Genomic DNA, 23,860 nt, shown 5'->3' with positions numbered 1-23,860 from the left:
TTTTCTGCGGGCCTCTCCGGGCACCGTACCGCCCGGCGGACGGGAGATTCGCATCTTCGGCCGGTCCCGCGCCCTCTCTGCAAAAGCGCCCGCCCGGCCCACTACGATCAGCGGACCCGTTCCTCCGCCTCCCCAAAGGACTCGCCATGGGTTCCGCCAACAAGACCGGCGCCGAGCAGCGCAAGGCCCGCATAGAGGAGATGCGCCGTGCCGAGCGCTCCCGGGAGCGCCGCAACCGGATCCTGACCGTCGCTGCGAGCGTGGTCGTCGTGGCCGGTCTGGTCGTCGGCGGCGTGGTGCTCGTCCGCTCGCAGAGCGGGGACAAGAAGGACACCGCGAGCGACGGGAAGAGCGCGGGCGACTCGGGCCGCTTCGCCGTCGGCAAGGACGGGGTGCGCACCTGGACGGGCACGCTCTCCCGCACCCACGTCAACACGCCGGTCACCTACCCGATGCACCCGCCGGTGGGCGGCAACCACAACCCGGTCTGGCTGAACTGCAACGGCGACGTCTACACCCAGCCGGTGAAGGACGAGAACGCCGTGCACTCGCTGGAGCACGGCGCGGTCTGGGTGACGTACACCAGCAAGGCCGCCAAGTCCGACGTGCAGGCGCTCGCGGCCAAGGTGAAGAAGACGCCGTACACGCTGATGAGCCCGTACGAGAACCAGGCGGCGCCGCTGATGCTGTCGGCGTGGGGGCACCAGCTCGCCGTGAAGAGCGCCGACGACCCGGCCGTCGACAAGTTCTTCGCCGGCTACGTCCAGGGGAAGCAGACCCCCGAGCCGGGCGCCTCCTGCACCGGCGGGACGATGAAGTGAGCAGGCACGTCGGCTGGATCGCCGGGGCCGCCGCGGCCGTGCTGGTCGCGGCCGGGGCGATCACGTACGCGGTCGCCGAGGACGCGGGCTCGGACTCCGGCGGCGGGACGCCCGCCGCCGACTCCGCGGACGCCGGTTTCGCCCGGGACATGGCGGTCCACCACCAGCAGGCCGTCGAGATGTCGTACATCGTGCGCGACCGCACGAGCGACCCCGAAGTGCGCCGTCTCGCCTACGACATCGCGCAGACGCAGGCCAACCAGCGCGGGATGCTGCTGGGTTGGCTCGACCTGTGGGGGCTGCCGAAGGTGTCGGCGGATCCGCCGATGACCTGGATGGGCATGGGTGACATGGCCTCCGGCGAGGACGGCGCGCTGATGCCGGGCATGGCGACCGACAGCGAGATGAGGAAGCTGGGCGAACTGAACGGCAGGCGGGCCGAGGTCTTCTACCTCCAGCTGATGACGGACCACCACAAGGGCGGGGTCCACATGGCCGAGGGCTGCGCCGCCAAGTGCACGGTCGGCGTGGAGAAGAAGCTCGCGCAGGGCATGGTCGAGGCCCAGCAGTCCGAGATCCGGCTCATGGCCGACATGCTCAGGAAGCGCGGCGCCACCCCCCGTTCGCAATAACGCCGTTCGGACGAAAGCCTCAATTCACCCAGGATGACGGTCTCTTGGGCTTCTCTTGGCCTGCCCATTCCCCTGGCATGAACGGTTCATCGAAAGAGTGTCCCCGTCGTGTGATCCCTACGGGGGGTCCTAACCGCCGCGGGCTCTACGCGGATCACACCATGACCGACCACTCATTGCGTTACATGCGATCCGCATGGGGGTTCTATGAGATCCAATCGCGCCAAGGTGCGCGCCTCAGTGAGCATGGCGGCCACGCTGCCGATGCTCGCCGGCGCGCTGGCGCTCGGCATACCCGCGGCGCACGCCTCGGGCAACCCGGGCCGGGACGCGCTCACGGGCACCAAGCCCTTGTGGGCCACGGCCAAGGCGGACAAGGGGGCGGCTGCCGACAGCGCCCTGGTCAGTGCCCGGGTCTTCCTGGCCGGCCGCGACGCCCGCGGCCTGGCCGACTACGCGAAGGCGGTCGCCGACCCGTCCTCCGCCGCGTACGGCAAGTACCTGAGCGCCAAGCAGGCGCAGGCGCGCTTCGGCGCGACCAAGGCCCAGGTGGCCGCGGTGAAGGGGTGGCTGAAGGCGGCGGGCATGAAGGTCACCGCCGTGACCCCGCACTACATCGCCGTCACGGGCGACGTGGCCGCCGCCGAGAAGGCGTTCGGCACCCAGCTCCACAACTACGCCAAGGGCTCGAAGACCTACCGCGCGCCGTCCTCGACGGCGACGGTGCCCGAGGCGCTCAAGGGCGCCGTCCTGACCGTCACCGGTCTGGACAACGCCCCGCACAGGGCGAGCCACAAGGACCAGCTCCCGCCCCCGGACGCCGTGTTCAAGAACTCCGGGCCGTTCTCGTCGTACTACGGCTCGAACATCGCGAGCACGCTGCCGGACGCGTACGGCACGAAGATCCCGTACGCGGTCAAGGGCTACACGGGCAAGCAGCTGCGGGCCGCCTACGGCGCCGGCAAGTACACCGGCCAGGGCGTCCGCATCGCCATCACCGACGCGTACGCCTCGCCGACGATCGCCTACGACGCCGCCACCTACGCGAACAAGCACGGTGACGCCGCCTGGACGACCGGACAGCTGCGCCAGGTGCTGCCGAAGAACTACACGAAGACCAAGGAGTGCGGAGCCGCGGGCTGGTACGGCGAGGAGACCCTCGACGTCGAGGCCGTGCACGCGGTCGCGCCCGCCGCGAACGTCACCTACGTGGGTGCCGCGTCCTGCTACGACGACGACCTGCTCGACTCGCTGAGCAAGATCGTCGACGGTCACCTGGCCGACATCGTCTCCAACTCCTGGGGCGACATCGAGGCCAACCAGACGCCGGACCTCGCGGCCGCCTACGACCAGGTCTTCCAGTTCGGCGCGGTCGAGGGCATCGGCTTCTACTTCTCCTCCGGTGACAACGGCGACGAGGTCGCCCACACCGGTACGAAGCAGGTCGACACCCCCGCCAACTCGGCCTGGGTGACGGCGGTCGGCGGCACCTCGCTGGCGGTCGGCAAGGACAACACGTACCTGTGGGAGACCGGCTGGGGAACCGAGAAGGCCTCGCTGTCCGCTGACGGCAAGAGCTGGACCAACTTCCCGGGCGCCTACACCTCCGGTGCGGGCGGCGGCACGAGCAAGACGGTGCCGCAGCCGTACTACCAGAAGGGCGTCGTCCCGAACGCGCTGGCCACGGCGAACAACGCCGCGGGCAACCGCGTCGTGCCGGACATCTCGGCGATCGCCGACCCGAACACCGGTTTCAAGGTCGGCCAGACGCAGACCTTCCCGGACGGCTCGCAGCAGTACAGCGAGTACCGGATCGGCGGCACCTCGCTGGCCGCTCCGGTGATCGCGGCCGTGCAGGCCCTCGCCCAGGAGGCGCGGGGCGGCAAGGCGATCGGCTTCGCCAACCCGACGATCTACGCCAAGTACGGCTCGAAGCTGTACCACGACGTGACGGACACCCCGACGGGTACCGAACTCGCCGTGGCGCGCGTGGACTTCCTCAACGGGTTCGACGCCGCCGACGGTCTGGCCACGTCCGTCCGCAGCCTCGGCAAGGACAGCTCGCTCAAGGCCGTGAAGGGCTACGACGACGTCACCGGCGTGGGCACGCCCGCGAACGGCTACGTCGACTCCTACCGTCGCCACTGACCTCAGGTCGGCGGCTCGGCACGGCCGTGTGCCCGTCCCTCGTTCGCGAGGGGCGGGCACACGCGTGTGTCAGGGGTCGGGCGGTCCGTGCCCTTCGGGGGCGGCCGGCCCGTTCGGTGCGGGGGGGGCGCAGCGGTGCGCGCCCCGATCAGGCCGGGTCCGGACCGCTCGGGCCGTCGCCGACCCGGTACGCCTTCGTCCACGTCTCGCCGCACCGGCAGCGGGAGTGCTCGAGCAGCTCGCCGTCCTCGGAGACGCCGAAGCCGTCCTTGAGGCGTATATGGACATGCTCAGCCATGAGGCCTCCAATTCCTTTGTCCGGATATCAACCGATCCTCTCCTCTCGCCCTCGTTGATCGCAGTGCCCTGGGTCACGTCCGGACCGAAACCCCCTGTGGCGCCGGTCACCCTCGCTCCACCCCATCGCGTCGCTCTGACGATTACACTGGACCCGTGCCTCCGTTGAACTTCTGGTCGATCTATCAGCATGGCTTCGCCCGCGTCGCCGCGTGCACGGGTCACACCGTCATCGCGGACCCGCACGCCAACGCCGAAGCGGTCCTGCGCCACGCACGCCGGTGCACGGAGGAGGGTGTCGCCGTCGCCGTCTTCCCGGAGATGGTGCTGTGCGGCTACTCCATCGAGGACCTGCTGCTCCAGGACGCGCTCCTCGACCAGGTCGAGGAGGCGCTCTGGGAGGTGGTGGCCGGATCGGCGGGGCTGCTGCCGGTCCTGGTCGTCGGCGCCCCGCTGCGGCACCGCAACCGGGTCTACAACTGCGCGGTGATCGTGCACCGCGGCCGGGTCCTCGGTGTCGTGCCCAAGTCGTACCCGCCGAACTACCGGGAGTTCTACGAGCGCCGGCAGATCGGCGACGGCGCCGACGAGCGCGGCGGGTCGATCCGCGTCGGCGGCGAGACCGTGCCGTTCGGCGTGGACCTGCTGTTCGCCGCGGGAGACGTTCCCGGTCTCGTGCTGCACGCGGAGATCTGCGAGGACATGTGGGTGCCGGTGCCGCCCAGCGCGGAGGCGGCCCTCGCCGGTGCGACCGTCCTCGTCAACCTCTCCGGCAGCCCGATCACGGTCGGGCGGGCCGAGGACCGCAAGCTGCTGTGCCGCTCGGCGTCCTCCCGCTGCCTCGCCGCGTACGTCTACGCGGCGGCCGGCCTCGGCGAGTCGACCACCGACCTGTCCTGGGACGGCCAGGCCATGGTCTACGAGAACGGCGCGCTGCTGGCCGAGACCGAGCGGTTCCCGCTCGGCGACAGTCACGCGGTGGCCGACGTGGACCTCGACCTGCTGCGGCAGGAGCGGCAGCGGATGGGCACGTTCGACGACAACCGCCGTACGCACAAGGCGCGGACCGACGACTTCCGGACGGTCTCCTTCGAGCTCGACCCGCCGCTCACCGACCTGGGGCTGCGCCGCCGTCTGGAGCGCTTCCCGTTCGTGCCGGCCGACGCCGACCGCCTCGCCCAGGACTGCTACGAGGCGTACAACATCCAGGTCGCCGGCCTCCAGCAGCGGCTGGCGGCGATCGGCGGCCCGAAGGTCGTCATCGGGGTCTCGGGCGGCCTGGACTCCACGCACGCGCTGATCGTCGCCGCCCGCGCGATGGACCGCGCGGGCCGCCCGCGCAGCGACATCCTGGCCTGGACCCTGCCGGGCTTCGCCACCAGCGACCACACCAAGGACAACGCCCACAAGCTGATGGAATCGCTCGGGGTCACCGCGGCCGAGCTGGACATCACGCCCACCGCGCGGCTGATGCTGCGGGAGATGGGCCATCCGTTCGCCTCCGGCGAGCCGGTGTACGACGTCACCTTCGAGAACGTGCAGGCGGGTCTGCGCACCGACTATCTCTTCCGGCTGGCCAACCAGCGCGGCGGCATCGTGCTCGGCACCGGTGACCTCTCCGAGCTGGCGCTCGGCTGGTCGACGTACGGCGTGGGCGACCAGATGAGCCACTACAACGTCAACTCGGGCGTGCCGAAGACATTGATCCAGCATCTGATCCGCTGGGTGATCAGCAGCGGCCAGTTCGGCGAGGAGACCGGCCGGACGCTCGCCGCCATCCTCGACACCGAGATCAGCCCGGAGCTGGTCCCGGGCGAGGAGATGCAGTCGACCGAGTCGAAGATCGGCCCGTACGCGCTGCACGACTTCACGCTCTTCCACGTGCTGCGCTACGGATTCCGGCCGTCGAAGATCGCCTTCCTGGCCTGGCACGCCTGGCACGACCCGGAGACCGGCGACTGGCCGCCGAACTTCCCTGAGGCCAAGCGGGTGGCGTACGACCTGCCGGAGATCCGACACTGGCTGGAGGTCTTCTGCCGCCGCTTCTTCGCGTTCGCGCAGTTCAAGCGCTCGGCCATGCCGAACGGCCCGAAGGTCTCGGCCGGCGGTTCGCTCTCCCCGCGCGGCGACTGGCGCGCACCGTCGGACGGCAACGCGCGCGCGTGGCTGCGGGACTTGGCCCGGTTCGACGAGCCGGAGGCGTGACGCTCAATCAGCCGACTCCCGGCCGTCGGAGTAGACCACCAGCGTCTGTTCCGGCCGCTCGGCCACGTGGAAGGCGGTGTAGGCGAATTCGACCACCCCGCGTCCCGGGCACCGTAGCCGTTTCCGCCCGCCGTGCCGGGCCTGCACGTCGTACTGCGGCCACCAGGCACGGACTTCGGGGCTGCCCGCGTTCAACTCGTCGATCAGCCGGGTGTACCGAGCATCGCCCGGGCGGCGTCCGGCCAGGGCCCTCAGCCGGGCCAGCAGGCCGCGTGCCTCGACTTCCCAGTCGACCACGACGGCCCGTGCGGCAGGTTCGAGGAACACCCAGCGGGCGAAGTTCGCCGGCCGGTCCGACGCGGCGCCGAGGTGCGGGAACAGTTCGTCGGCCGCCTGGTTGCGGCTGAGCACGTCGTAGGTGCCGCCGATGATGTACGCCGGCTGCGGCTGGAGCAGGAGCGGGACGGCCGCCACCTCGGGGGCCAGCGGCTCCGGTTCTTCGGATTCGGCCGCGGCCGCGTGACCGGCGAGCTGGAAGAGATGACCGCGCTCGTACCGGTCGAGCCGCAGCGCCGACGCGAGGGCGTCGAGCACCTGGTCCGAGGCGCGTACGTCCCGGCCCTGCTCCAGGTACGTGTACCAGGTGGCGCTGATACCGGCGAGCAGCGCGAGTTCCTCCCGGCGCAGGCCCGGGGTCCGTCGTCGGCCGGTGTGGGGCAGCCCGACCTGGTCAGGGGTGATCCGCTCCCTGCGGCTGCGAAGGAAGGCGGCCAGCTCACCGCGCTGATTCGGCTGCGTCTGCACTGTGGATGGCACCTCTGGTTCCAGGATGAGGAGATTCTGGATACCAGGCTAACGACCTCACAGACTGGATCCCGAGCGGAAGGTCCAGCTCGGACGAGAGAGGCGGACATGGTGTCGGGAATCGACGGCAAGGTCGTGGCGATCACGGGAGCCAGCAGCGGCATCGGCGAGGCGACCGCGCTGCTGCTCGCCGAGCGGGGCGCCCGGCTCGTCCTGGGGGCGCGCCGGTCCGAGCGCCTCGCGGAACTGGTGACACGGATCGAGAAGTCGGGCGGCACGGCCGTCCAGACCCGCACGGACGTGACACGACGGGACGACCTGCACGCCCTGGTCGCACTGGCCGGGGAGCGCTTCGGCCGGCTCGATGTGCTGGTCAGCAACGCGGGGGCCGGCACGATCTCGCCTCTGGACGACCTGCGGGTCGACGAGTGGGACCAGATGGTCGACGTCAATGTGAAGGGTGTGCTGCACGGAATCGGCGCGGCGCTGCCGGTCTTCAGGGCCCAGGGTGCGGGCCACTTCGTCACCATCGCCTCCACGGCCGCGTTCCGCGTCGTGCCGGCCATGGCGGTCTACGCCGGCACGAAGTTCGCGGTCCGCGCCATCTGCGAAGGATTGCGCCAGGAGGCGGGTGACTCTCTGCGGGTGACCACCGTCTCGCCCGGCGCGGTCGGGACCGACTTCGCCGAGGCGGCGACGAATCCGCAGGTCCGGGCACAGGTCACGGAGATGCGGGACCGGATCGCGATCCCGCCCGAGGCGATCGCCCGAGCCATCGCTTTCGCCATCGAGCAGCCTGCGACCGTGGATGTGAACGAGATCGTGGTCCGGCCCACTGCCCAGAACTGACCTCGCGCGGGTTCGACTGCCTCTGGGCCCTCAGTTCACCTCTTGAGCGAGGCGACGAAGGGGGCCCAGGCAGCTGCGCCGAGGAAGACGAACGTCATCCACCACATCGGCGAGGGCACCCCGGTGACCGTCCGTGTCACCGGCACACCCCACGGCCCCACCCGCGTCGAGGTCACCGACCCGGACCCGCGCGCGCCGCCGACCCCGGTCTGGTGCGAACTGGCCTGAATGATCACGGAACTGTGGCCTCCACCACGGCGGAAGTGGTCATGTCCCTGATGAGATCGTCGGATGCTCGGTCTACTCCTCCGCGTTCTGCCCTTCTGGGTCCGCGAACCCCTGCTCATCGCGATCGGGTCCGTTCTCGGCCTGCGCATCATGTATCTCGCCGTCCACGATCACGACTGGGTCGCGGCCGGTCTCGGTGTGGTGTTCCTCGTGTTCACCGCGATCCGCGTCCGCATGGTGGCCCGGGCGCTCCGCGCGCGCCGGAACCCGGGTCCGGTGGCCTCTGCGGACGGGGCGGCGACAGATGGGGCGGTGATCGATGGGGCCGCGATCGATGCCGCCGCCAAGGCGGGGGCCCAGGCCCGGCCCGGAGCCGCCCAGGCTCGGCCACAGGCCGGAACCGGGCCCCTTCTTGGTCCGGGCACGCCGGAGAAGGAGCCCAACGCGTGGGGCCAGGCCGTGGCGGCCGTGGCCGTGGTCGGGGCCCTCGCGGGCGCGCTGTGGGTGGCCCCGCACGTGCTGCCGTCCGACGACACCACACAGCGACCCGCTTCGTGTTCGGACACGGAACACGAGGAGCTGCCGAAGGCCTACAAGAAGACCCCCCGGCCTGTGACCGGTGACGAGCTGTGCGAGGCGCTCAACCGGCCCGACCTGGCCCGGCTCCTCGGAACGCCCGGGCAGACCGCGAACTCGGCTTCCGGCACCAGCAACACCGCCGCGCTGACCGACGGGAAGGTCGCCGAGCCGGAGGCCGAGGTCAGGTTCGACACGTACACCGTGAACCTCTCGGCCACGTACAACGAGCTGTCGACCGCCCAGTACGTGAAACTGATCAAGATCGCGGGTGACGAGGGTGCGAAGGACATGAGGACACTCAAGGTTCTCGGCCGGCCCGCGGTCCTCACCTCGGACCACACCATGAAGCTCGAGATCAACCTCGGCGGTGATCACGACAGCGGGCCGGTCGAGGAGGGCCCCCTGGCCAGGACGCTGTCCGTGGCCCTCGATCGGAAGGACCGGGGCGGCTCCTACGACATCACCGTGTGGAGCACGTCCGGAGCCCTCCCGGACGACAGGGTCCTTGTCGGCATCGCCGAGAAGGTCCTCCCGACGGTCCCCGAGCGGAGTGCTCAGTGAGCCGTTCCGCAGCCACCCCGGGCGAGGCCGCATCGCACGGCGGGTGCGGCGGTCCGAGCGTCGAGACGACCGCGCACGTCGTCGTTCAGCAACAGGACGTCATGTCCTTCCTTTCCGTGAGATCAGCGCTGCCAGAGCCTCGGGAGCGCCCGGCTGGTCCCGGATGCCGGGGAAGGCGTTGACGTCCACGATCAGTGGGGCACCGTGGCCGCGGTCGATGATGTCCACGCCGTAGACGTCGAGGGAGAAGACCTCTCCGACGCGGTGCACCAGGGCCGGCCATCCGGGCGGCAGGTCCTCAAGGGGAAGCGTTCGGGTGGGGCCGCGTCCCCCGGGGGAGAGTTCGGAGCGGCGCAGGCCGGCGAAGAGCCGGTCGCCGATCGCCCAGAGCTTGTGGTCCCAGCCGTCGTTGGGGGCGAAGTCCTGGACCACGACCGGCTCGTCCGGATGGGCGGCGGCCAAGTCCCGTAGGTGCGAGGGGCCTTCCACGCGCGCCACCACGTCGTGCCGCCGGCTGTGGCGGCTCTTGACCACCACCGGTCCGGACAGCGCCGGCCCGGACGCGAGCCCTGCCAGGGTGGTGAAGGTGCGCGTGGCCGCGAAGGGGAGGCCGGCGCCCAGGGCCAGCGCGGCCATGGCCGTGCGGTCCTGGCACAGCGCGGTCGCGGCGGCCGAGTTGATCACACAGGCGCGCCGTCGCTCCAGGTCCCGGGCGAGTGCGAGGGCATGGGGCGTACGTGCCTTCAGCAGGTAGACGTCGGCGAGCGGTTCGGGGACGGGCAGCGGCGTCCGCGGATCCAGTACGTCCACGTCGTGGTCGGGCGCGAGCAGGGCCGTGGTCGTGCTCAGCAGCGGGTGGCCGGGCCCGGGGGTGATCAGGACGATTCTCATGCCGTCCTGCCGGCCGTCGTGGGGACCGGAACGGGGCCGAGAGGCGGCTGCGCGGCCGCGGCCGTGGCGGCCCCGCCCGCGCCGGCCGCCAGGGCGAGGACGGCTCTTGCCAGCCGTGCCGGCGCATCGGGGACCTGGCGGAAGCTGGGGAAGTCGTTCACGTCCACGACCACGGGGCCGTTCGGTCCCAGCACCACGTCGACTCCGTACAGGTCGAGGCCGTAGACCACGCCGACCCGGGCGGCGATCTCGGCGATCTCGGGCGACAGCGGCACGTGGCGCTCCCGTACGGCGTGGTCCGGGTGGAGCGGGGAACGGCGCTCCGTGGCGTACAGCTCGCCGCCGACGCTGTACACCTTGATGTCGACGCCGGAGTTGGGCACGTACGGCTGGGCGATGAGCATGCCCTCCCCCGCCAGTTCGGGCAGCATCTCGGCGAGCCGGCGCGGGGAGGACACCAGGTGCACGGCCCGGCCCGAGCTGCCGTCAGCGGGCTTGACCACGATCGGGTATTCCGACTCGGGTATCTCCAGGAGCAGTTCGGGCAGCGCGGCCGCGTAGGTCGCGGGCAGGGGCAGCCCACGGCTGAGGCCGATGACGGCGGCGAGCGCCTTGTCCCGCACGCCGCGTATCGCCCGGACGTCGTTGATCGTCGTCAGGCCGGCCGAGGCCGCCGCTTCGAGGAGGGTGAGGCCCGGGCCGCCGGAGACGGTCTTGAGCACCCAGGCGTCATGGACGCTCGTCTGTACGGCCTCCGTCAGGTGCAGCAGGGAACCGCCGGGACGCACCACGTCCACGTGGTGTCCCCACAAGGTGAGTTGGTGGATCACCTCGACCGGCATGCCGTCTTGGCGATACTGCTCCTCCACCAGAAAGCAGAACTTCATCGTTCGTCCCCGTCACCGCCGCGCGGCCGCCTTACCGCCTGTCGTCCGGCAGTCCGTCATGTCGTGTGGCCTCACAGGATGTCATGGCCGGGCGGCCACGCGGTCGGCGGTCGTGGGGCATGCGGGCAGCGCCGTGGCCGAGGATCCGGACGTCACGCGGAACGCGCCCGACCGAGCCGGCCCCCAGCCCCGGCAGTGCGAGCACATCGCGATCGACTGCCGCCCTTCCGCGCGGCCTTGTGGGCCTGTTGTCGCAGCCGGGGGATGAAGTACCGTCACCCGACGTGAACACCGGATCGGCGCTGCGCCACACACGGACGGGCCACCCGGTGGACGGCTGATCGCGCGACGGGGGCGGACAAGGCGCCCCGGTTCCGCACGTGGACCTCCCGGCGCTCGTGCACCACGAGTCCGTTTCCCGTGCCGAGCCACAGCGAGGTCAGCCACATGTCCGTCACGTTCAACCACACCATCATCGCCGCCGAGAACCGCACCGAGTCCGCCGGGTTCTTCCGGGAGCTGCTGGAGCTTCCGGAGGCGCCGTCCTGGGGCCCGTTCACCAACATCCAGCTCAGCGACGGTGTGCTGCTCCAGTTCGCCGAGCCACCGGTGGACATCCAGATGCAGCACTACGCGTTCCTGGTCGACGACGAGCTGTTCGACCGGGCGTACCGGCGGCTGTGCGAGCGCGGCATCGAGCACTGGGCCGATCCGCGGATGCGGCGCCCCGGTGAGATCAACGACGAGCACGGCGGTCGAGGGGTCTACTTCAAGGACCCCGCCGGTCACGCGATCGAGCTGATCACCCGCCCGTACCTGTAGCCGAGGGAGGGCCCTGCCGGGCGCCCGGAACGGGGGCGCCCGGCAGGTCAGCCGTCGGCCCACCCTCGGTGGACCGGGGGCGGCGGAGGGGGCGTATGGGAGGCGGAGCCCCTCGCTCAGTGGTGCAGCACGCCCGACTCCTCGGGCACGTGGGTCGCGACCACACGGCCGGCCTGGGCGGCCTCACGGCGCCGGTCCACCAGGCGGGCGACGGCCGCCACCGCCAGGCCGAGCAGCGCCAGCGCCGCCCCGGCCAGCGCGGGCGAGGTGACGCCGAAGCCCGCCGCCAGGGCGAGTCCGCCGATCCACGCGCCGCCGGCGTTCGCCAGGTTGAAGGCCGCCTGGTTGGCGGAGGAGGCGAGGGACGGGGCCGCCGTGGCCTTCTCCATGACCATGAGCTGGAGCGGGGAGCCGGTGACGAAGGCGGCCATGCCGAGCAGCGCGACCGCCAGGGCCGCGCTCCACCCGGCCGTCATCAGCGTCGGGAAGAGCAGCAGGACGAGGGTCAGCGAGGCCAGGCCGCCGAAGAGCGTGCCGCGCAGGGAGTGGTCCGCGAGGCGACCGCCGAGCAGGTTGCCCGCCGTGGCGCCGACGCCGAACAGCGCCAGCAGCAGGGTCACGTCGGCGTGGCCGTAGCCGGCCGCGTCGGTGAGCATCGGCGTGATGTAGCTGTAGGCGGCGAAGAGGGCGCCGAAGCCCGCCACGGTGGTGGCGAGGGCCAGCCAGACCGGCAGCGGGCGCAGGGCGGCCAGTTCGCCGCGCAGGCCGCTCGCGGAGGCGTGCGTGTGGTCGTGCGGGATCAGCAGGGCCAGCGAGACGATCGCCGCCACGCCGATCGCGCTCACCCCGAGGAAGGTGGCCCGCCAGCCGAGGTGCTGGCCCATGAGCGTGGCGACGGGGACGCCCACGATGTTGGCGACGGTCAGGCCGAGGAACATCAGCGAGACGGAGCGGGCCTTGCGCTCCGGCGCCACCATGTTCGTCGCCACCACGGCGCCCACGCCGAAGAAGGCGCCGTGCGGCAGACCGCTCAGGAAGCGGGCGCCGAGCAGGGACTCGTACCCGGGGGCGTACGCGGACAGCGCGTTGCCCGCGACGAACAGGGCCATGAGGCCGATCAGCACCGTGCGCCGGGACAGGCGCGCGGTGACGGCGGCCAGCAGCGGGGCGCCGATGACGACGCCCAGCGCGTACGCCGAGACCAGGTGGCCGGCGGTCGGGATCGAGATGTGCAGGTCGTCCGCGACGTCGGGCAGCAGCCCCATCATCACGAACTCGGTCGTACCGATGCCGAAGGCGCCCACGGCGAGGGCGAGCAGGGCCAGGGGCATGAGGGACCTTTCGTTGCGGTGTTCCGTACAGCGTAACGTCAATATGTTCACTGACGGAACAAAGCCTGCCAGGCCCCGTATTCCAGCGGGTCAAGACCCGGTTGCGGATCGGGGGACGTTCACCCGCGCCGCCACGGGGAGGTGGTCGCTGCCGGTGCGCGGCAGGGTCCAGGAGCCGATCGGCTCGACGCCCTTGACCATGATCTGGTCGATCCGCGCCATCGGGAACGACGCCGGCCAGCTGAACCCGAACCCGCTGCCCGCCGCGCCCTGCGTGGAGCGCATCTGCGAGGTGACCTCGTTGAGCGACCGGTCGTTCATGGTGCCGTTCAGGTCGCCGAGCAGGATCTTGCGGGGCAGCGGCTCGGCGGCGATGGCCTCGCCCAGCGCGTCGGCGCTCTTGTCGCGCTGCCGGGCGGTGAACCCGGCGTTCACCTTCACCCGCACCGACGGCATGTGCGCGACGTACACCGCGACGGGGCCGTACGGCGACGCCACGGTGGCGCGCATGGCCCGCGTCCAGCCCAGCTTGATGTCGACGCCCCGGACGTCGCGGAGCGGGTACTTGCTCCACAGCCCGACGGTGCCCTGCACCGAGTGGTACCGGTAGGTGCCGGCGAGCGACTTCTCGTACACCGGGACCGCCGACGCCTTCAGCTCCTCCAGGGCGAGCACGTCGGCGCCGGAGGCGGCCACGTCGCGGGCGGTGCCGGCCGGGTCGGGGTTGTCCGCGTTCACGTTGTGGGTGGCCACCGTGAGGTCGCCGCCGGTGGCCGTCTTGTCGGTGAGCAGGCCGCCGAAGAGGTTCCCCCAGACGGCCGCGGGCAGCAGCACCGCGATCAGCGCGGTCGCCGACCTGCGCACCAGGGCCAGCACCAGCAGCACCGGGACGAGGAGCCCCAGCCACGGCAGGAAGGTCTCCGTGAGGCTGCCCAGGTTGCCCACGCGGTTGGGGATGCGCGAGTGCAGCAGCATCACCAGGGCGAGCACCAGCGCGACCGCGGCGGTCAGGACGCCCCGCCGCCAGATCCGCGGGTCGCCGCGCCAGCCGTGGAGCAACCGGTCCGCCAGGCGCCGGAGCCGGGAGCCCCGGTGCTCGGGCCCCGAGCCGCCGTTGTCCGTCTCCGCCATGTACGCCTGCTGCGCCATACCGCTGCCTCACCGCCTGCCGTGCACACCGTCACCCCCCGGGTTACGACCCTAGGGGATGATCGGCTCCGTTCCGCCGTTCCATGACGGCCGTACGGGCACGAGGACGAACAAGTCGGCGCGGTGAGTTCCGGTGATCGGCGGATCGCCGCGGTCTGTGACGAAACGCGCACATCAGGCCGGGGAACTGACGGGTCGTAGCCCTTCGAGCAGGGAGTCGACGATCTGTTCCGCGAGGCCCTCGGGGAGGTCGGCGTCGGGCCGCATCACGGTGCGGACCAGCATCGGGCCGACGAAGAGGTCGTTCAGCAGGTCCACGTCGACGTCGGTGCGCAGTTCGCCGTTCTCCTGCCCCCGGCGCAGGATCTCGATCTGCAGCCTGCGCCGGGGCTCGACGACGGTCGCGTGGTAGGCGCACCAGATCTTCGGGCTGCTCTTCATCTGGGCGTAGACGTTGTGCAGGATCGCCGAGGAGCGGCTGACCAGTCCGCGCCGCCGCAACTGCTCCAGCAGCGCCACGAGGTCGTCGCGCAGGGAGGTGCCGGGCAGCGCGGGATCGGCCGGCTCGGCCGCGCGCACGACGTCGACGAAGAGCTCCTCCTTGCCGCTCCAGCGGCGGTAGATGGTGGCCTTGCCGACACCCGCGGTACGGGCGATGCGCTCGATGGAGAGTTCGGCGAGCGGCACGCCCTCCTCCAGGAGCTTCATCACGCCCTCCATGATGGCGCGCTCCACCGCTTCGCTCCGGGGTCGCCCCCGGACGGGAAGCTCGGAGGCGGCTCGGCTGTCGGCGAGGCTCACTTGGGTCCGTCCTTTCGTCGCACTGAGGAGATTGTCCTACCGGGCGCTCGACCCCCCGTAGAGAACTGCTGTCCCCCTTCGCGAACTGCTCGCCCCCGTCGAGCGCTACTCGACCGCCGCCACCAACTCCTGCTCCTCCTCGCCCGCCTGCGGGGCGGCCGGCCGGCCCGGCAGGAACACGGCCACCACGACGGCGCCGATCAGCGCGACCGCGGTGCCGCAGAGCGCGGTGACGTGCATGGCGTGCAGGAAGGCGTCGTTGGCCGGGCCGACCAGGGCCTCGCCGCGCGGGCCAAGCCTGGTGGCGACTCCGAGGGTGGCCTCGATGGACTCGCCCGCTGTGTCCCGCAGGGCGGCCGGGAGCAGGCCGAGCTTGTCCTCGATGCCGTCGCGGTACGCCGTGGACAGCACCGAGCCGAGGACGGCGATGCCGAGGGCGCCGCCGACCTGGCGGAAGGTGTTGCTGAGCGCGGACGCCGAGCCGGCCTTCTCGCGCGGCAGGGCCTGCATGATCATCACGCTGGTCGGCGTCATGATGTGCGCCATGCCGGTGCCCATCAGGAAGAAGACGACCTCCAGCACCCAGATCGGCGTGTCCGCCTCCAAGCCGGCGAAGGCGGCCAGCATGCCGGCCAGGAGGACCAGGCCGGCCGTGGTGGTGGCCTTGTTGCCGAAGCGCTCGACGACCAGTCGGGCGCGCGGCGCGAAGATCATCTGCGCGGCGGCCAGCGGCAGCATCAGCAGGCCGGACTCCAGCGGCGAGTAGCCTCGCACGCTCTGGGTGTAGAAGACCGAGAAGAAGGTCACGCCCATCAGCGCGAAGAAGACCAGCGCGATGGCGGTCATGGCGGCCGAGAAGACCTTGTTCTTGAAGTACGTCACGTCCAGGGACGGGTGGTCGCTGCGCCGCTCGAAGACCACGAACGCGGCGAGCACGAGCAGACCCGAGATGGTGGTCGCCAGCACGGTCGGGTTGGTGAAGTCGGCGAGCTCGCCGCCCTTGATGATGCCGTAGACGAGCAGGACCAGACCGACGACGGACAGCACGACACCCACCGGGTCGACACGGCCGGGCCGCGGGTCGCGGGAGTCGGGCACCAGCCAGACCATCAGCGCGAGCGCCAGGAGCACGATCGGCACGTTGATGAGGAAGACCGAGCCCCACCAGAAGTGGTCCAGGAGCAGCCCGCCGGTGATCGGCCCTATGGCGATGGCGAGGCCGACGCCGCCGGCCCAGATGCCGATGGCCTTGGGCTGCTCGTCACGCTCGAAGACGTTCATCAGCACGGCGAGGGTGGCCGGCATGACGAAGGCGGCGCCGAGGGCCATCAGGGCGCGGAAGGCGATCAGTTGGGCCGGCGAGCCGGACTCGGCGGCCAGCGCGGAGCCGGCGCCGAAGATCACCAGACCGCCCAGCAGGACCTTCTTGCGGCCCACCCGGTCGCCGATGAGGCCCGCCGTGAACAGCAGGCCCGCGAAGACCAGGGTGTAGGCGTTTATCGCCCACTCCAGCTCGCTCTGCGTGGCTCCCAGTCCGACCGGCGCCGGGGTGGAGATCGTCTTGATGGCGACGTTCAGGATCGAGTTGTCGAGCACCACGATCAGCAGGCTCAGCATCAGGACGCCCAGGATCGCCCAGCGGCGCCGGTGCACCGCTTCCGGAATCCGGGAGGCAGGGGCGGCAGGAGTAGTCATGCCCACCAGCCTAGGCCAATTTCCGATACGAGACCGTCTCGTATCGGAAATCCTTTGCCGAGACCTTACACAGTGAACCGTCACACACCGAACGGCCCGGAACCTCCGTACGACACGGGGACCGCCACGGGACGGGGACCGCCACGGGACGGGGACCGCTTGGGACGGGGACCACTTGGGTGGCAGCGGAAACGGGGACGGCACGGGACTCCCACGCGGATCGCACGGGGATCACACGGGGGCCCTCTGGCCCTGTCCGGCACGAGGTGCCACCATGGAGGAGATCCGGGGACGCCGTCAGGGCGCCTCGAGATGACTGAAGGAGCCGTAGCAATGACGCAGCTCTCGGCTGCCCAGAAGCCCTCCGACGGCAGCAAGGCGCTGTACGGGGGCAAGGGCACGCGCCGCATCACGGTCCGCGACATCGCCGCCGCCAAGGAGCGCGGCGAGAAGTGGCCCATGCTCACCGCCTACGACGCGATGACCGCCTCCGTCTTCGACGAGGCCGGCATCCCGGTGATCCTGGTCGGCGACTCCGCCGGCAACTGCCATCTCGGGTACGAGTCGACGGTGCCCGTCACGCTCGACGAGATGACCATGCTGTCCGCAGCGGTGGTGCGCGGCACCAGCCGCACCCTCGTCGTGGGCGACCTGCCCTTCGGCTCCTACCAGGAGGGCCCGGTGCAGGCGCTGCGCTCGGCGACCCGGCTGGTGAAGGAGGCCGGCGTCGGCGCCGTCAAGCTGGAGGGCGGCGAGCGCTCGCACGAGCAGATCCGGCTGCTGGTGGAGTCCGGCATCCCGGTGATGGCGCACATCGGCCTCACCCCGCAGTCGGTCAACGCCATGGGCTACCGCGTCCAGGGCCGCGGCGAGGAGGCGGCCGCGCAGCTGCTGCGCGACGCGAAGGCCGTGCAGGACGCGGGCGCCTTCGCGGTCGTGCTGGAGCTGGTGCCGGCCGAGCTCGCGGCCGAGGTGACGCGGGTGCTGCACATCCCCACGGTCGGGATCGGCGCCGGTCCGGACACCGACGCGCAGGTGCTGGTGTGGACCGACATGCTCGGGCTGACCGGCGGGCGGGTGCCGAAGTTCGTGAAGAAGTACGCCGACCTGCGCGAGGTCATGGGCAGCGCGGTGAAGGAGTTCGCCGAGGACGTCGTCGGCGGGACGTTCCCGCTGGAGGAGCACTCCGTGCACTAGCTTGCGCCGAGCCACTGCCGCACCACGGACAGCCCGCCGATCTTCCCCCGTCGGCGGGCTGTCCCCATTCTTCGCGCCTGAACCGGCGCCGCTCTCGCGGAGGTGGTCGCTCGCCGTCCTGGTTCCTCAAGCGATGGTTGCGGTGCTCGTCGGCGGAATGTCGGTGCTGGAGCGCGCTGTCGGTGTCTTGTCGGCGGGATGTCGGCGGTTGTCGGTGGTCTGTCGGTGGCGGCTGACACCTTCGGGGCATGACGCGAATCGACAACAACCCCGACGGCGCGGACGGCGTCGTGACCGTGCGGGGGCTGGCCAAGCACTACGGCGGGACCAGGGCGCTGGACGGGGTGGACCTGGACGTGCGCGAGGGCACCGTGATGGGGGTGCTCGGGCCGAACGGGGCCGGCAAGACCACCCTCGTGCGGATCCTCTCCACCCTGCTGTCCCCGGACTCCGGACGGGCCACCGTGGCCGGCTACGACGTCGTACGGCAGCCCAGGCAGCTGCGCCGGGTGATCGGACTGACCGGCCAGTACGCCTCCGTCGACGAGAAGCTCCCCGGCTGGGAGAACCTGTACATGATCGGCCGGCTGCTGGACCTGTCCCGCAGGGACGCCCGCGCCCGCGCCGACGAACTGCTGGAGCGGTTCTCCCTGACCGAGGCGGCCCGGCGGCCGGCGAGCACCTACTCCGGCGGTATGCGGCGCCGGCTCGACCTCGCCGCCTCGATGATCGGACGGCCCGCCGTGCTCTTCCTCGACGAGCCGACGACCGGACTCGACCCCCGGACCCGCAACGAGGTGTGGGACGAGGTCGAGGCCATGGTCGGGGACGGGGTGACCGTCCTGCTCACCACGCAGTACATGGAGGAGGCCGAGCAGCTGGCCTCCGAGCTGACCGTGGTCGACCGCGGCAGGGTCGTCGCGAGCGGCGGCATCGAGGAGCTGAAGGCGCGGGTCGGCGGGCGCTCTCTGCGCGTACGGCCGGTCGATCCGCTCCAGTTGCGTCCGCTGGCCGGGATGCTCGACGAGCAGGGCATCACCGGGCTGGCCACCACCACGGTCGACGCGGCCACCGGCTCCCTGCTGGTGCCGGTGCTCAGCGACGAGCAGCTGACCGCCGCGGTCGGCGCGGTCACCGCACGCGGCATCACCCTCTCCTCCATCACCACCGAACTGCCCAGCCTGGACGAGGTGTTCCTGTCCCTCACCGGCCACCGCGCCAGTGCCCCGCAGGACGCCCGGCCCGCCGACGCCCGCGAGGAGGTCGCCGTATGAGCGCCGTCACCGCATCCCCGGACCACCTGTCCGACCCGCGCATCCCGCTGCGCGCCCATCTGCGCCACACCGGGGCGCTCATCCGCCGCAACCTGCTGTGGATCCGGCAGGACCCCGAGTCGATGTTCGACGCGCTGCTGATGCCGATCGTCTTCACCCTGCTCTTCGTCTACGTCTTCGGCGGCTCGATCGGGCAGGCGCTGGGCGGCGGACAGGAGCGCTACGTGCAGTACGTCGTCCCCGGGATGCTGGCGATGATGAGCATGACGCTGTCGCAGGGCGTCGGCACGGGCTTCAGCCAGGACTTCAACAGCGGTGTCATGGACCGCTTCCGGTCCCTGCCGATCGGGCGCGGCTCGGTGCTGTTCGCGAAGGTCGCGGTGGAGCTGGCCCGCATGCTGTTCGCGACGGCGGTGCTGATGGTCGTCGCCGTCCTGGTCGGCTTCCGCATCACCCACTGGGCCGGTCTGTTCGCGACCGTGGGCCTGTCCGCGCTGTTCGCCTCCTCGATCATGTGGGTGTTCCTGACCCTCGGCGTCCTCCTGAAGAACGCCCAGTCCGTGCAGGCGATGGGCTTCCTGGTGCTGTTCCCGCTCCAGTTCGGCTCGTCGATCTTCGCGCCGACCGAGTCGATGCCGGGCTGGCTGCGGCACTTCACCGACTACAACCCGCTGTCCACGCTCGCGGACTCGGCACGCGGCCTGATGACGGGCGGTCCGGTCGCGCACGACCTGTGGGTGACCCTCGTCTGGTCGGTGCTGATCACGGCGGTGATGGCGCCGGTGGCGATCCACAAGTTCCGCACCAAGAGCTGAGGTCCGGGTGCGTCCTCGTCGTGACGCGTCAGATCAGGGCGGCGGCCTCCCGCACGGAGAGGCCGCCGCCCTCCGCGTGGGCGGTCTCGTAGGCGTCGTCGCCGAGGACGGCCCGGGCGCCCCGCACGGCCCGGTCGCGGACGTGGCGTTCCAGCGCGGAGGGGTGGTGGCGCGGGGGCAGCAGGGCGTCGGCGGCGCCGACGCAGCGGGCCGCGTCCCGGGCGCGGCCGCCCTCCTCCAGGCCGGCCAGGGCCACGGCGGCGATGGTCAGGTAGGCGGAGCGCATGGCGGGCGCGATGGCCTCGGACAGCGGGTCCTGGGTCCGTTCGAGCGCCCGGCGGGCCTTGTCGAGGGCGTCCTCGTGGCGCCCGTCGGCCGCGTCCAGCCAGGCTTCGGCGCCGAGGATGAAGCCGTCGAAGACCACGAAGTGGGCGATGGTGAAGTCCTCGCGCAGCAGCCGCAGATGCTCGCGGCCCTCGGCGACGCGGCCGGTCATGCCGAGCCGGCAGGCGAGGACGACCCGGGCGAGGGGCATCGCCTCGTCGTGTCCGCCGCCGCCCCGGTCGATCACCTCGCGCAGGATCGCCTCGCCCCGCTCGGTCTCGCCCGCCTCCAGCAGGGCGTTGCCGAGGCGGGCGCTGAGGACGTTCACCTGGGCGTGGGCGCCGAGGCGTTCGGCGTGCTCCACGGCGGCCTCGTAATCGGCGGCGGCCGGCAGGTGCCGGCCGGTGCGCTCCAGGGCCTCGCCCCGCGCGGAGAGCGCCTCGGCGGTGCCCCAGGCGTCGCCGAGGCGGCGGAAGATCTCCAGCGACTCCTCGGCGTCCCGGGCGGCGTCACCGGCCCAGTCGGTGCGGTTGGCCAGCAGGTTGGCCCGGAACTGCAGGGCGGTGGCCAGTTCGTGCTCGAACGCGGGGTTGGCGCGGCAGGTGCGGACGGAGGCGTCGACGACCGTGCGGAGCCGTTCCATGTCGCCGGTGAGCATCACGGCGAAGATCCACGCCAGGCCGGGGCTGCGGCAGGTCTGCGGGAGGCCGGGCTCGTACACCTCGGTGATGACGCGCAGCTTCTCCTTGGCCTCGGGCCGTTCCCAGGCGTCCAGTTCGGTGTCCATGCAGGCGAGGTGGGCCAGATGGAGGCCGCGCCGGGCCTCGGCGAGCACCTCGCCGGTCATCGGCGGCGGGCCGTCCGTGCACCGCTGCCACACCGGGGCGGCGCGGCGCACCGGCTCGGTGAAGGGATCGGGCCCGAGGGCCATGACCTCGGCGCACCAGGTGCGGGCCTCGATGCGCACGTCCCGCATCTGCCAGTACCCGACCAGGGACAGGACCAGGCACAGCGCCTCCTGCTCGTCGCGCTCGGCGATGGCGTGCCGCAGGGCGGTGCGCAGGTTCTCGTACTCGAGCTCGAACCGTCCGACGGCGGCGCGCTGCCGGGGTCCGCGCAGCAACGGGTCGGTGGTGCGGGCGAGTTCGCGGTAGTACGTCAGATGGGCGCGCTCGGCCTCCTTGCGGCCGCCGGCCTCGTCGAGCCGTTCGCCGGCGTACTCGGCGACGGTCTCCAGGAGCCGGTAGCGCATCTCGCCGTCCGGCGCGGGGGCGGCCGTCACGAGGGACTTGTCGACGAGGGAGCCGAGGGCGTCGAAGGCGGCCGGTCCGCACACGGCCTCGGCGGCGGCGAGGCCGCAGCCGCCCGCGAAGACGGACAGCCGGCGCAGGACGTCCCGTTCGGCCTCGTCGAGCAGGTCCCAGGACCAGTCGACGACGGCCCGCAGGGTCTGCTGGCGGGGCAGGACGGTGCGGCTGCCGGAGGTGAGGAGGCGGAAGCGGTCGTCGAGGCGTTCGGCGATCTGGCGCGGGGTCAGCATCCGCAGCCGGGCGGCGGCGAGTTCGATGGCCAGCGGCAGGCCGTCCAGGCGGCGGCAGATCTCGGCGGACGCGGCCGCGCTGCCGTCGTCGGCGTCGACCCGGAATCCGGGCCGTACGGCCGCTCCCCGGTCGGCGAACAGCCGCAGCGCCACGGGCTCGGGCAGCGGCTCCACCGGCCGCAGCACCTCCCCGGGCACCCCGAGGGGTTCGCGGCTGGTGGCGAGCACGGTGACGTGGGGGCAGCGGGCGAGCAGCTCCTCGGCCAGGCGGGCCGCCGCGCCGACGACGTGCTCGCAGTTGTCGAGGAGGATCAGCATCCGGCGCCGGGAGCAGTGCTCGACGAGCCGCTCGACGGGGCTGTCGTGCCGGTCGGCGACCGCGGCCCGCATCTCCTCGGCACCGGCGCCGTAGAGCACGGTCTCGCGGGCGCCGACGGCGGTGAGCACGGCCTCGGGTACGGCGTCCGGGTCGTCGACGGGTGCGAGCTCGGCCAGCCACACCCCGTCCCGCGGCGCGGGCCGGACGGCGTCGGCGGCCTCCTGCGACAACCGGGTCTTCCCGGCTCCGCCCGGGCCGAGCAGCGTCACCAGCCGGGCGCCGCCGAGGTCGGCCCGGATCGCCTCGATGTCGGCCTCCCGGCCGACGAACGAGGTGAGGCGGGCCCGCAGGTTGCCGGGGGACGGGGAGTCGCCGGCGGGGACAGCCCCCGGACCGCCTTCACCCCGCCGGACGGCGGACGCACGGACTGCCTCGGGGCCGCCGGGGACACGGCCCGCTTCCCGCGCGGCCTCCGGCGCCCCCGCACCGCCCGGCGGCACCGGGCCCGTACGGCGCTCCCCCGGCGCGGGTGCGCCGAAGCCGTGCTCGCCCGGCACGTCCGAGCCGCCCGGGATGTCCGCCCTGCCAGGCATGTCCGACCCGCCGGACACGCTGGACCCGCCGGCAACGGCGGGATCGCCCGCCACGTTCGACCCGCCCGGCACGCTCGACCGCCCGCCAGCGCGTGGCTCGCCTGACACGCTGGACCCGCCAGGCACATTCGCCCCGCTGGTCATGCTGGACCCGCCAGGCACATTCGCCCCGCTGGTGCTCGCCACGCTGGACCCGCCGGCCACGCCCGCCCCACCGGGCATCTTCGCCACGTCAGCGCCCGGCACGCCCGCCACGCCCGACTCGCCCAGCTCACCCGGTTCGCGCGTGCGCAGCAACTCCCGGTGCAGGGCGCGCAGTTCCGGGCCCGGGTCCGAGCCGAGGCGGTCCGCGAGGAGGCGGCGCAGGCGCTCGTACGCCGCCAGCGCCTCCGCCGTGCGGCCCGTGTCGCGCAGGGCGCGCAGGCGGAGGCACTGGAGGGGCTCGTCCAGGGGGTGGGTGTCGCAGAGGGCGGTCAGCTCGGGCAGGGCCCGGTCGGCGTGGCCGAGGGCGAGGTCGGCGGTGAGCCGGGCGCGGCGCGCGTCCAGGCGGCGGGTCTCCCACCGGGCCGCCTCGGCGGTGCGGTCGGGCAGGTCGGCGAGGGCCGGGCCGCGCCACAGGGCGAGGGCGTCGTCGAGGACCGCGGCCGCCTTGGCGGGGTCGCCGTCGGACAGCGCCCGCACGCCCTCGCCGGTCAGCCGCTCGAATCGGTGCAGGTCGACGTCGTCGGCCGCGGCGGTGAGCAGGTAACCGCCCTCGGCGGAGGCGACCGCGTCCGCGCCGAGCGCCCGGCGCAGCCGCCCGACCAGTGCCTGCAGGGCGCCCGTGGCGTCGGCGGGCGGATCGCCGCCCCAGACCTCGTCGACGAGGACGCGCACCGGGACCGTACGGCCGGGCCGCAGGGCGAGCACGGTCAGCAGGGCACGCAGCCGCGCCCCGCCGACCGGGACGACGGTGCCGTCGGGACGGAGCGCCCGGGTGGGGCCGAGGATGCCGTAACGCACGGGAGCCATTGTCCCCGGGAACGCCGGGTCGTCTCCCCCGGGTTTCCCGGCCGCCCCGGTCACGGGCGCACGACCGGCAGGAACCTCCCGCCCCGC

19 protein-coding genes and 1 pseudogene are annotated in these 23,860 nt (G+C 72.2%); 11 read left to right on the top strand and 9 right to left on the bottom strand.

Going from position 1 to position 23,860, the window contains the following annotated elements; genetic code table 11:
* Positions 1 to 146: 146 nt before the first annotated feature.
* The 3 genes from ACIPM1_RS01670 (at position 147) to ACIPM1_RS01660 (ending at position 3,601) form a co-directional block, all read left to right on the top strand.
* On the top strand, positions 147 to 821 hold the full coding sequence (locus ACIPM1_RS01670) for a DUF3105 domain-containing protein (protein ID WP_402427467.1): 675 nt from the start codon (positions 147 to 149) through the stop codon (positions 819 to 821).
* Positions 818 to 1,453: a DUF305 domain-containing protein gene (locus ACIPM1_RS01665; protein WP_402427464.1), complete on the top strand. Its 636-nt coding sequence runs from the start codon at positions 818 to 820 to the stop codon at positions 1,451 to 1,453. Before ACIPM1_RS01670 ends, ACIPM1_RS01665 begins: the two co-directional genes overlap by 4 nt.
* A gap of 207 nt (positions 1,454 to 1,660) precedes the next feature.
* Positions 1,661 to 3,601, top strand: a complete 1,941-nt coding sequence (locus tag ACIPM1_RS01660) for a protease pro-enzyme activation domain-containing protein (protein ID WP_402427461.1) — start codon at positions 1,661 to 1,663, stop codon at positions 3,599 to 3,601.
* A 148-nt stretch (positions 3,602 to 3,749) separates the two neighbouring features.
* Here ACIPM1_RS01660 and ACIPM1_RS01655 read toward each other — a convergent pair whose 3' ends face one another.
* On the bottom strand, positions 3,750 to 3,899 hold the full coding sequence (locus ACIPM1_RS01655; RefSeq protein ID WP_356188395.1) for a hypothetical protein: 150 nt from the start codon (positions 3,897 to 3,899) through the stop codon (positions 3,750 to 3,752).
* A gap of 155 nt (positions 3,900 to 4,054) precedes the next feature.
* On the opposite strand from ACIPM1_RS01655, the gene ACIPM1_RS01650 reads away from it, so the two are divergent.
* Entirely contained in the window at positions 4,055 to 6,103 is a 2,049-nt protein-coding gene (locus tag ACIPM1_RS01650) for an NAD(+) synthase (protein ID WP_402427458.1), read from the top strand.
* Positions 6,104 to 6,106: 3 nt separating this feature from the next.
* On the opposite strand, the gene ACIPM1_RS01645 is transcribed toward ACIPM1_RS01650, so the two are convergent.
* Positions 6,107 to 6,907, bottom strand: a complete 801-nt coding sequence (locus tag ACIPM1_RS01645) for a helix-turn-helix transcriptional regulator (protein ID WP_402427455.1) — start codon at positions 6,905 to 6,907, stop codon at positions 6,107 to 6,109.
* A 111-nt stretch (positions 6,908 to 7,018) separates the two neighbouring features.
* Here ACIPM1_RS01645 and ACIPM1_RS01640 point away from each other — a divergent pair, with 111 nt between their 5' ends.
* The 3 genes and pseudogenes from ACIPM1_RS01640 (at position 7,019) to ACIPM1_RS01630 (ending at position 9,124) form a co-directional block, all read left to right on the top strand.
* Positions 7,019 to 7,756 (top strand): SDR family oxidoreductase, encoded by a 738-nt coding sequence (locus ACIPM1_RS01640; RefSeq protein ID WP_402428147.1) that lies wholly within the window; start codon positions 7,019 to 7,021, stop codon positions 7,754 to 7,756.
* Between the two features lie 87 nt (positions 7,757 to 7,843).
* A pseudogene (locus ACIPM1_RS01635) lies at positions 7,844 to 7,957 on the top strand (ATP-binding protein); the annotation flags it as partial.
* A gap of 90 nt (positions 7,958 to 8,047) precedes the next feature.
* Complete coding sequence (locus ACIPM1_RS01630; RefSeq protein WP_402427452.1) at positions 8,048 to 9,124, top strand: DUF6215 domain-containing protein; 1,077 nt, start codon at positions 8,048 to 8,050, stop codon at positions 9,122 to 9,124.
* Between the two features lie 99 nt (positions 9,125 to 9,223).
* Here the strand turns inward: ACIPM1_RS01630 and ACIPM1_RS01625 are convergent, their stop codons facing one another.
* The gene (locus tag ACIPM1_RS01625; protein WP_402427449.1) at positions 9,224 to 10,015 is read right to left on the bottom strand and encodes a RimK family alpha-L-glutamate ligase; all 792 of its coding nucleotides are present in this window, start codon (positions 10,013 to 10,015) and stop codon (positions 9,224 to 9,226) included.
* Complete coding sequence (locus tag ACIPM1_RS01620; RefSeq protein WP_402427446.1) at positions 10,012 to 10,902, bottom strand: RimK family alpha-L-glutamate ligase; 891 nt, start codon at positions 10,900 to 10,902, stop codon at positions 10,012 to 10,014. Before ACIPM1_RS01620 ends, ACIPM1_RS01625 begins: the two co-directional genes overlap by 4 nt.
* 447 nt (positions 10,903 to 11,349) lie before the next feature.
* Between ACIPM1_RS01620 and ACIPM1_RS01615 the strand changes: the two genes are divergently transcribed.
* A complete protein-coding gene (locus ACIPM1_RS01615; RefSeq protein ID WP_402427443.1) occupies positions 11,350 to 11,724 on the top strand; it encodes a VOC family protein in 375 nt (124 codons plus the stop codon).
* A 116-nt stretch (positions 11,725 to 11,840) separates the two neighbouring features.
* Here the strand turns inward: ACIPM1_RS01615 and ACIPM1_RS01610 are convergent, their stop codons facing one another.
* The 4 genes from ACIPM1_RS01610 to ACIPM1_RS01595 all read right to left on the bottom strand — a co-directional run bounded on the left by ACIPM1_RS01610 (position 11,841) and on the right by ACIPM1_RS01595 (position 16,700).
* Positions 11,841 to 13,055, bottom strand: a complete 1,215-nt coding sequence (locus ACIPM1_RS01610) for an MFS transporter (protein WP_402427440.1) — start codon at positions 13,053 to 13,055, stop codon at positions 11,841 to 11,843.
* 90 nt (positions 13,056 to 13,145) lie between these two features.
* Entirely contained in the window at positions 13,146 to 14,204 is a 1,059-nt protein-coding gene (locus tag ACIPM1_RS01605; RefSeq protein WP_402427437.1) for an endonuclease/exonuclease/phosphatase family protein, read from the bottom strand.
* A 174-nt stretch (positions 14,205 to 14,378) separates the two neighbouring features.
* A complete protein-coding gene (locus tag ACIPM1_RS01600; protein ID WP_356188417.1) occupies positions 14,379 to 15,005 on the bottom strand; it encodes a TetR/AcrR family transcriptional regulator in 627 nt (208 codons plus the stop codon).
* 105 nt (positions 15,006 to 15,110) lie between these two features.
* Positions 15,111 to 16,700: an MFS transporter gene (locus ACIPM1_RS01595; RefSeq protein ID WP_402427433.1), complete on the bottom strand. Its 1,590-nt coding sequence runs from the start codon at positions 16,698 to 16,700 to the stop codon at positions 15,111 to 15,113.
* Positions 16,701 to 17,033: 333 nt separating this feature from the next.
* Here ACIPM1_RS01595 and panB point away from each other — a divergent pair, with 333 nt between their 5' ends.
* From panB to ACIPM1_RS01580, 3 genes are all read left to right on the top strand, one after another.
* Entirely contained in the window at positions 17,034 to 17,897 is an 864-nt protein-coding gene (gene panB / locus ACIPM1_RS01590; protein ID WP_402427430.1) for a 3-methyl-2-oxobutanoate hydroxymethyltransferase, read from the top strand.
* Between the two features lie 248 nt (positions 17,898 to 18,145).
* A complete protein-coding gene (locus tag ACIPM1_RS01585) occupies positions 18,146 to 19,171 on the top strand; it encodes an ATP-binding cassette domain-containing protein (RefSeq protein WP_402427427.1) in 1,026 nt (341 codons plus the stop codon).
* Complete coding sequence (locus ACIPM1_RS01580) at positions 19,168 to 19,986, top strand: ABC transporter permease (RefSeq protein WP_402427425.1); 819 nt, start codon at positions 19,168 to 19,170, stop codon at positions 19,984 to 19,986. The genes ACIPM1_RS01585 and ACIPM1_RS01580 overlap by 4 nt, the downstream gene beginning before the upstream one ends.
* Before the next feature lie 28 nt (positions 19,987 to 20,014).
* Here ACIPM1_RS01580 and ACIPM1_RS01575 read toward each other — a convergent pair whose 3' ends face one another.
* Entirely contained in the window at positions 20,015 to 23,773 is a 3,759-nt protein-coding gene (locus ACIPM1_RS01575) for a BTAD domain-containing putative transcriptional regulator (RefSeq protein ID WP_402427422.1), read from the bottom strand.
* Positions 23,774 to 23,860 lie beyond the last annotated feature (87 nt).

It is taken from the genome of Streptomyces sp. NPDC086766 (assembly GCF_044746005.1).
In the GTDB taxonomy this organism is placed as follows: domain Bacteria; phylum Actinomycetota; class Actinomycetes; order Streptomycetales; family Streptomycetaceae; genus Streptomyces.
The sequence above is the reverse complement of the archived record's forward strand: the minus strand, read 5'-3'. Positions and strand labels throughout refer to the sequence as shown.

Excerpts from the sequence above, each read along its gene's own strand:
- ACIPM1_RS01670 (WP_402427467.1), top strand. The coding sequence starts at position 147 with ATGGGTTCCGCCAACAAGACCGGCGCCGAGCAGCGCAAGGCCCGCATA.
- ACIPM1_RS01660 (WP_402427461.1), top strand. The coding sequence starts at position 1,661 with ATGAGATCCAATCGCGCCAAGGTGCGCGCCTCAGTGAGCATGGCGGCC.
- ACIPM1_RS01655 (WP_356188395.1), bottom strand. The coding sequence starts at position 3,899 with ATGGCTGAGCATGTCCATATACGCCTCAAGGACGGCTTCGGCGTCTCC.
- ACIPM1_RS01630 (WP_402427452.1), top strand. The coding sequence starts at position 8,048 with ATGCTCGGTCTACTCCTCCGCGTTCTGCCCTTCTGGGTCCGCGAACCC.
- ACIPM1_RS01625 (WP_402427449.1), bottom strand. The coding sequence starts at position 10,015 with ATGAGAATCGTCCTGATCACCCCCGGGCCCGGCCACCCGCTGCTGAGC.
- ACIPM1_RS01620 (WP_402427446.1), bottom strand. The coding sequence starts at position 10,902 with ATGAAGTTCTGCTTTCTGGTGGAGGAGCAGTATCGCCAAGACGGCATG.
- ACIPM1_RS01615 (WP_402427443.1), top strand. The coding sequence starts at position 11,350 with ATGTCCGTCACGTTCAACCACACCATCATCGCCGCCGAGAACCGCACC.
- ACIPM1_RS01610 (WP_402427440.1), bottom strand. The coding sequence starts at position 13,055 with ATGCCCCTGGCCCTGCTCGCCCTCGCCGTGGGCGCCTTCGGCATCGGT.
- ACIPM1_RS01605 (WP_402427437.1), bottom strand. The coding sequence starts at position 14,204 with ATGGCGCAGCAGGCGTACATGGCGGAGACGGACAACGGCGGCTCGGGG.
- ACIPM1_RS01595 (WP_402427433.1), bottom strand. The coding sequence starts at position 16,700 with ATGACTACTCCTGCCGCCCCTGCCTCCCGGATTCCGGAAGCGGTGCAC.
- panB (WP_402427430.1), top strand. The coding sequence starts at position 17,034 with ATGACGCAGCTCTCGGCTGCCCAGAAGCCCTCCGACGGCAGCAAGGCG.
- ACIPM1_RS01585 (WP_402427427.1), top strand. The coding sequence starts at position 18,146 with ATGACGCGAATCGACAACAACCCCGACGGCGCGGACGGCGTCGTGACC.
- ACIPM1_RS01580 (WP_402427425.1), top strand. The coding sequence starts at position 19,168 with ATGAGCGCCGTCACCGCATCCCCGGACCACCTGTCCGACCCGCGCATC.
- ACIPM1_RS01575 (WP_402427422.1), bottom strand. The coding sequence starts at position 23,773 with ATGGCTCCCGTGCGTTACGGCATCCTCGGCCCCACCCGGGCGCTCCGT.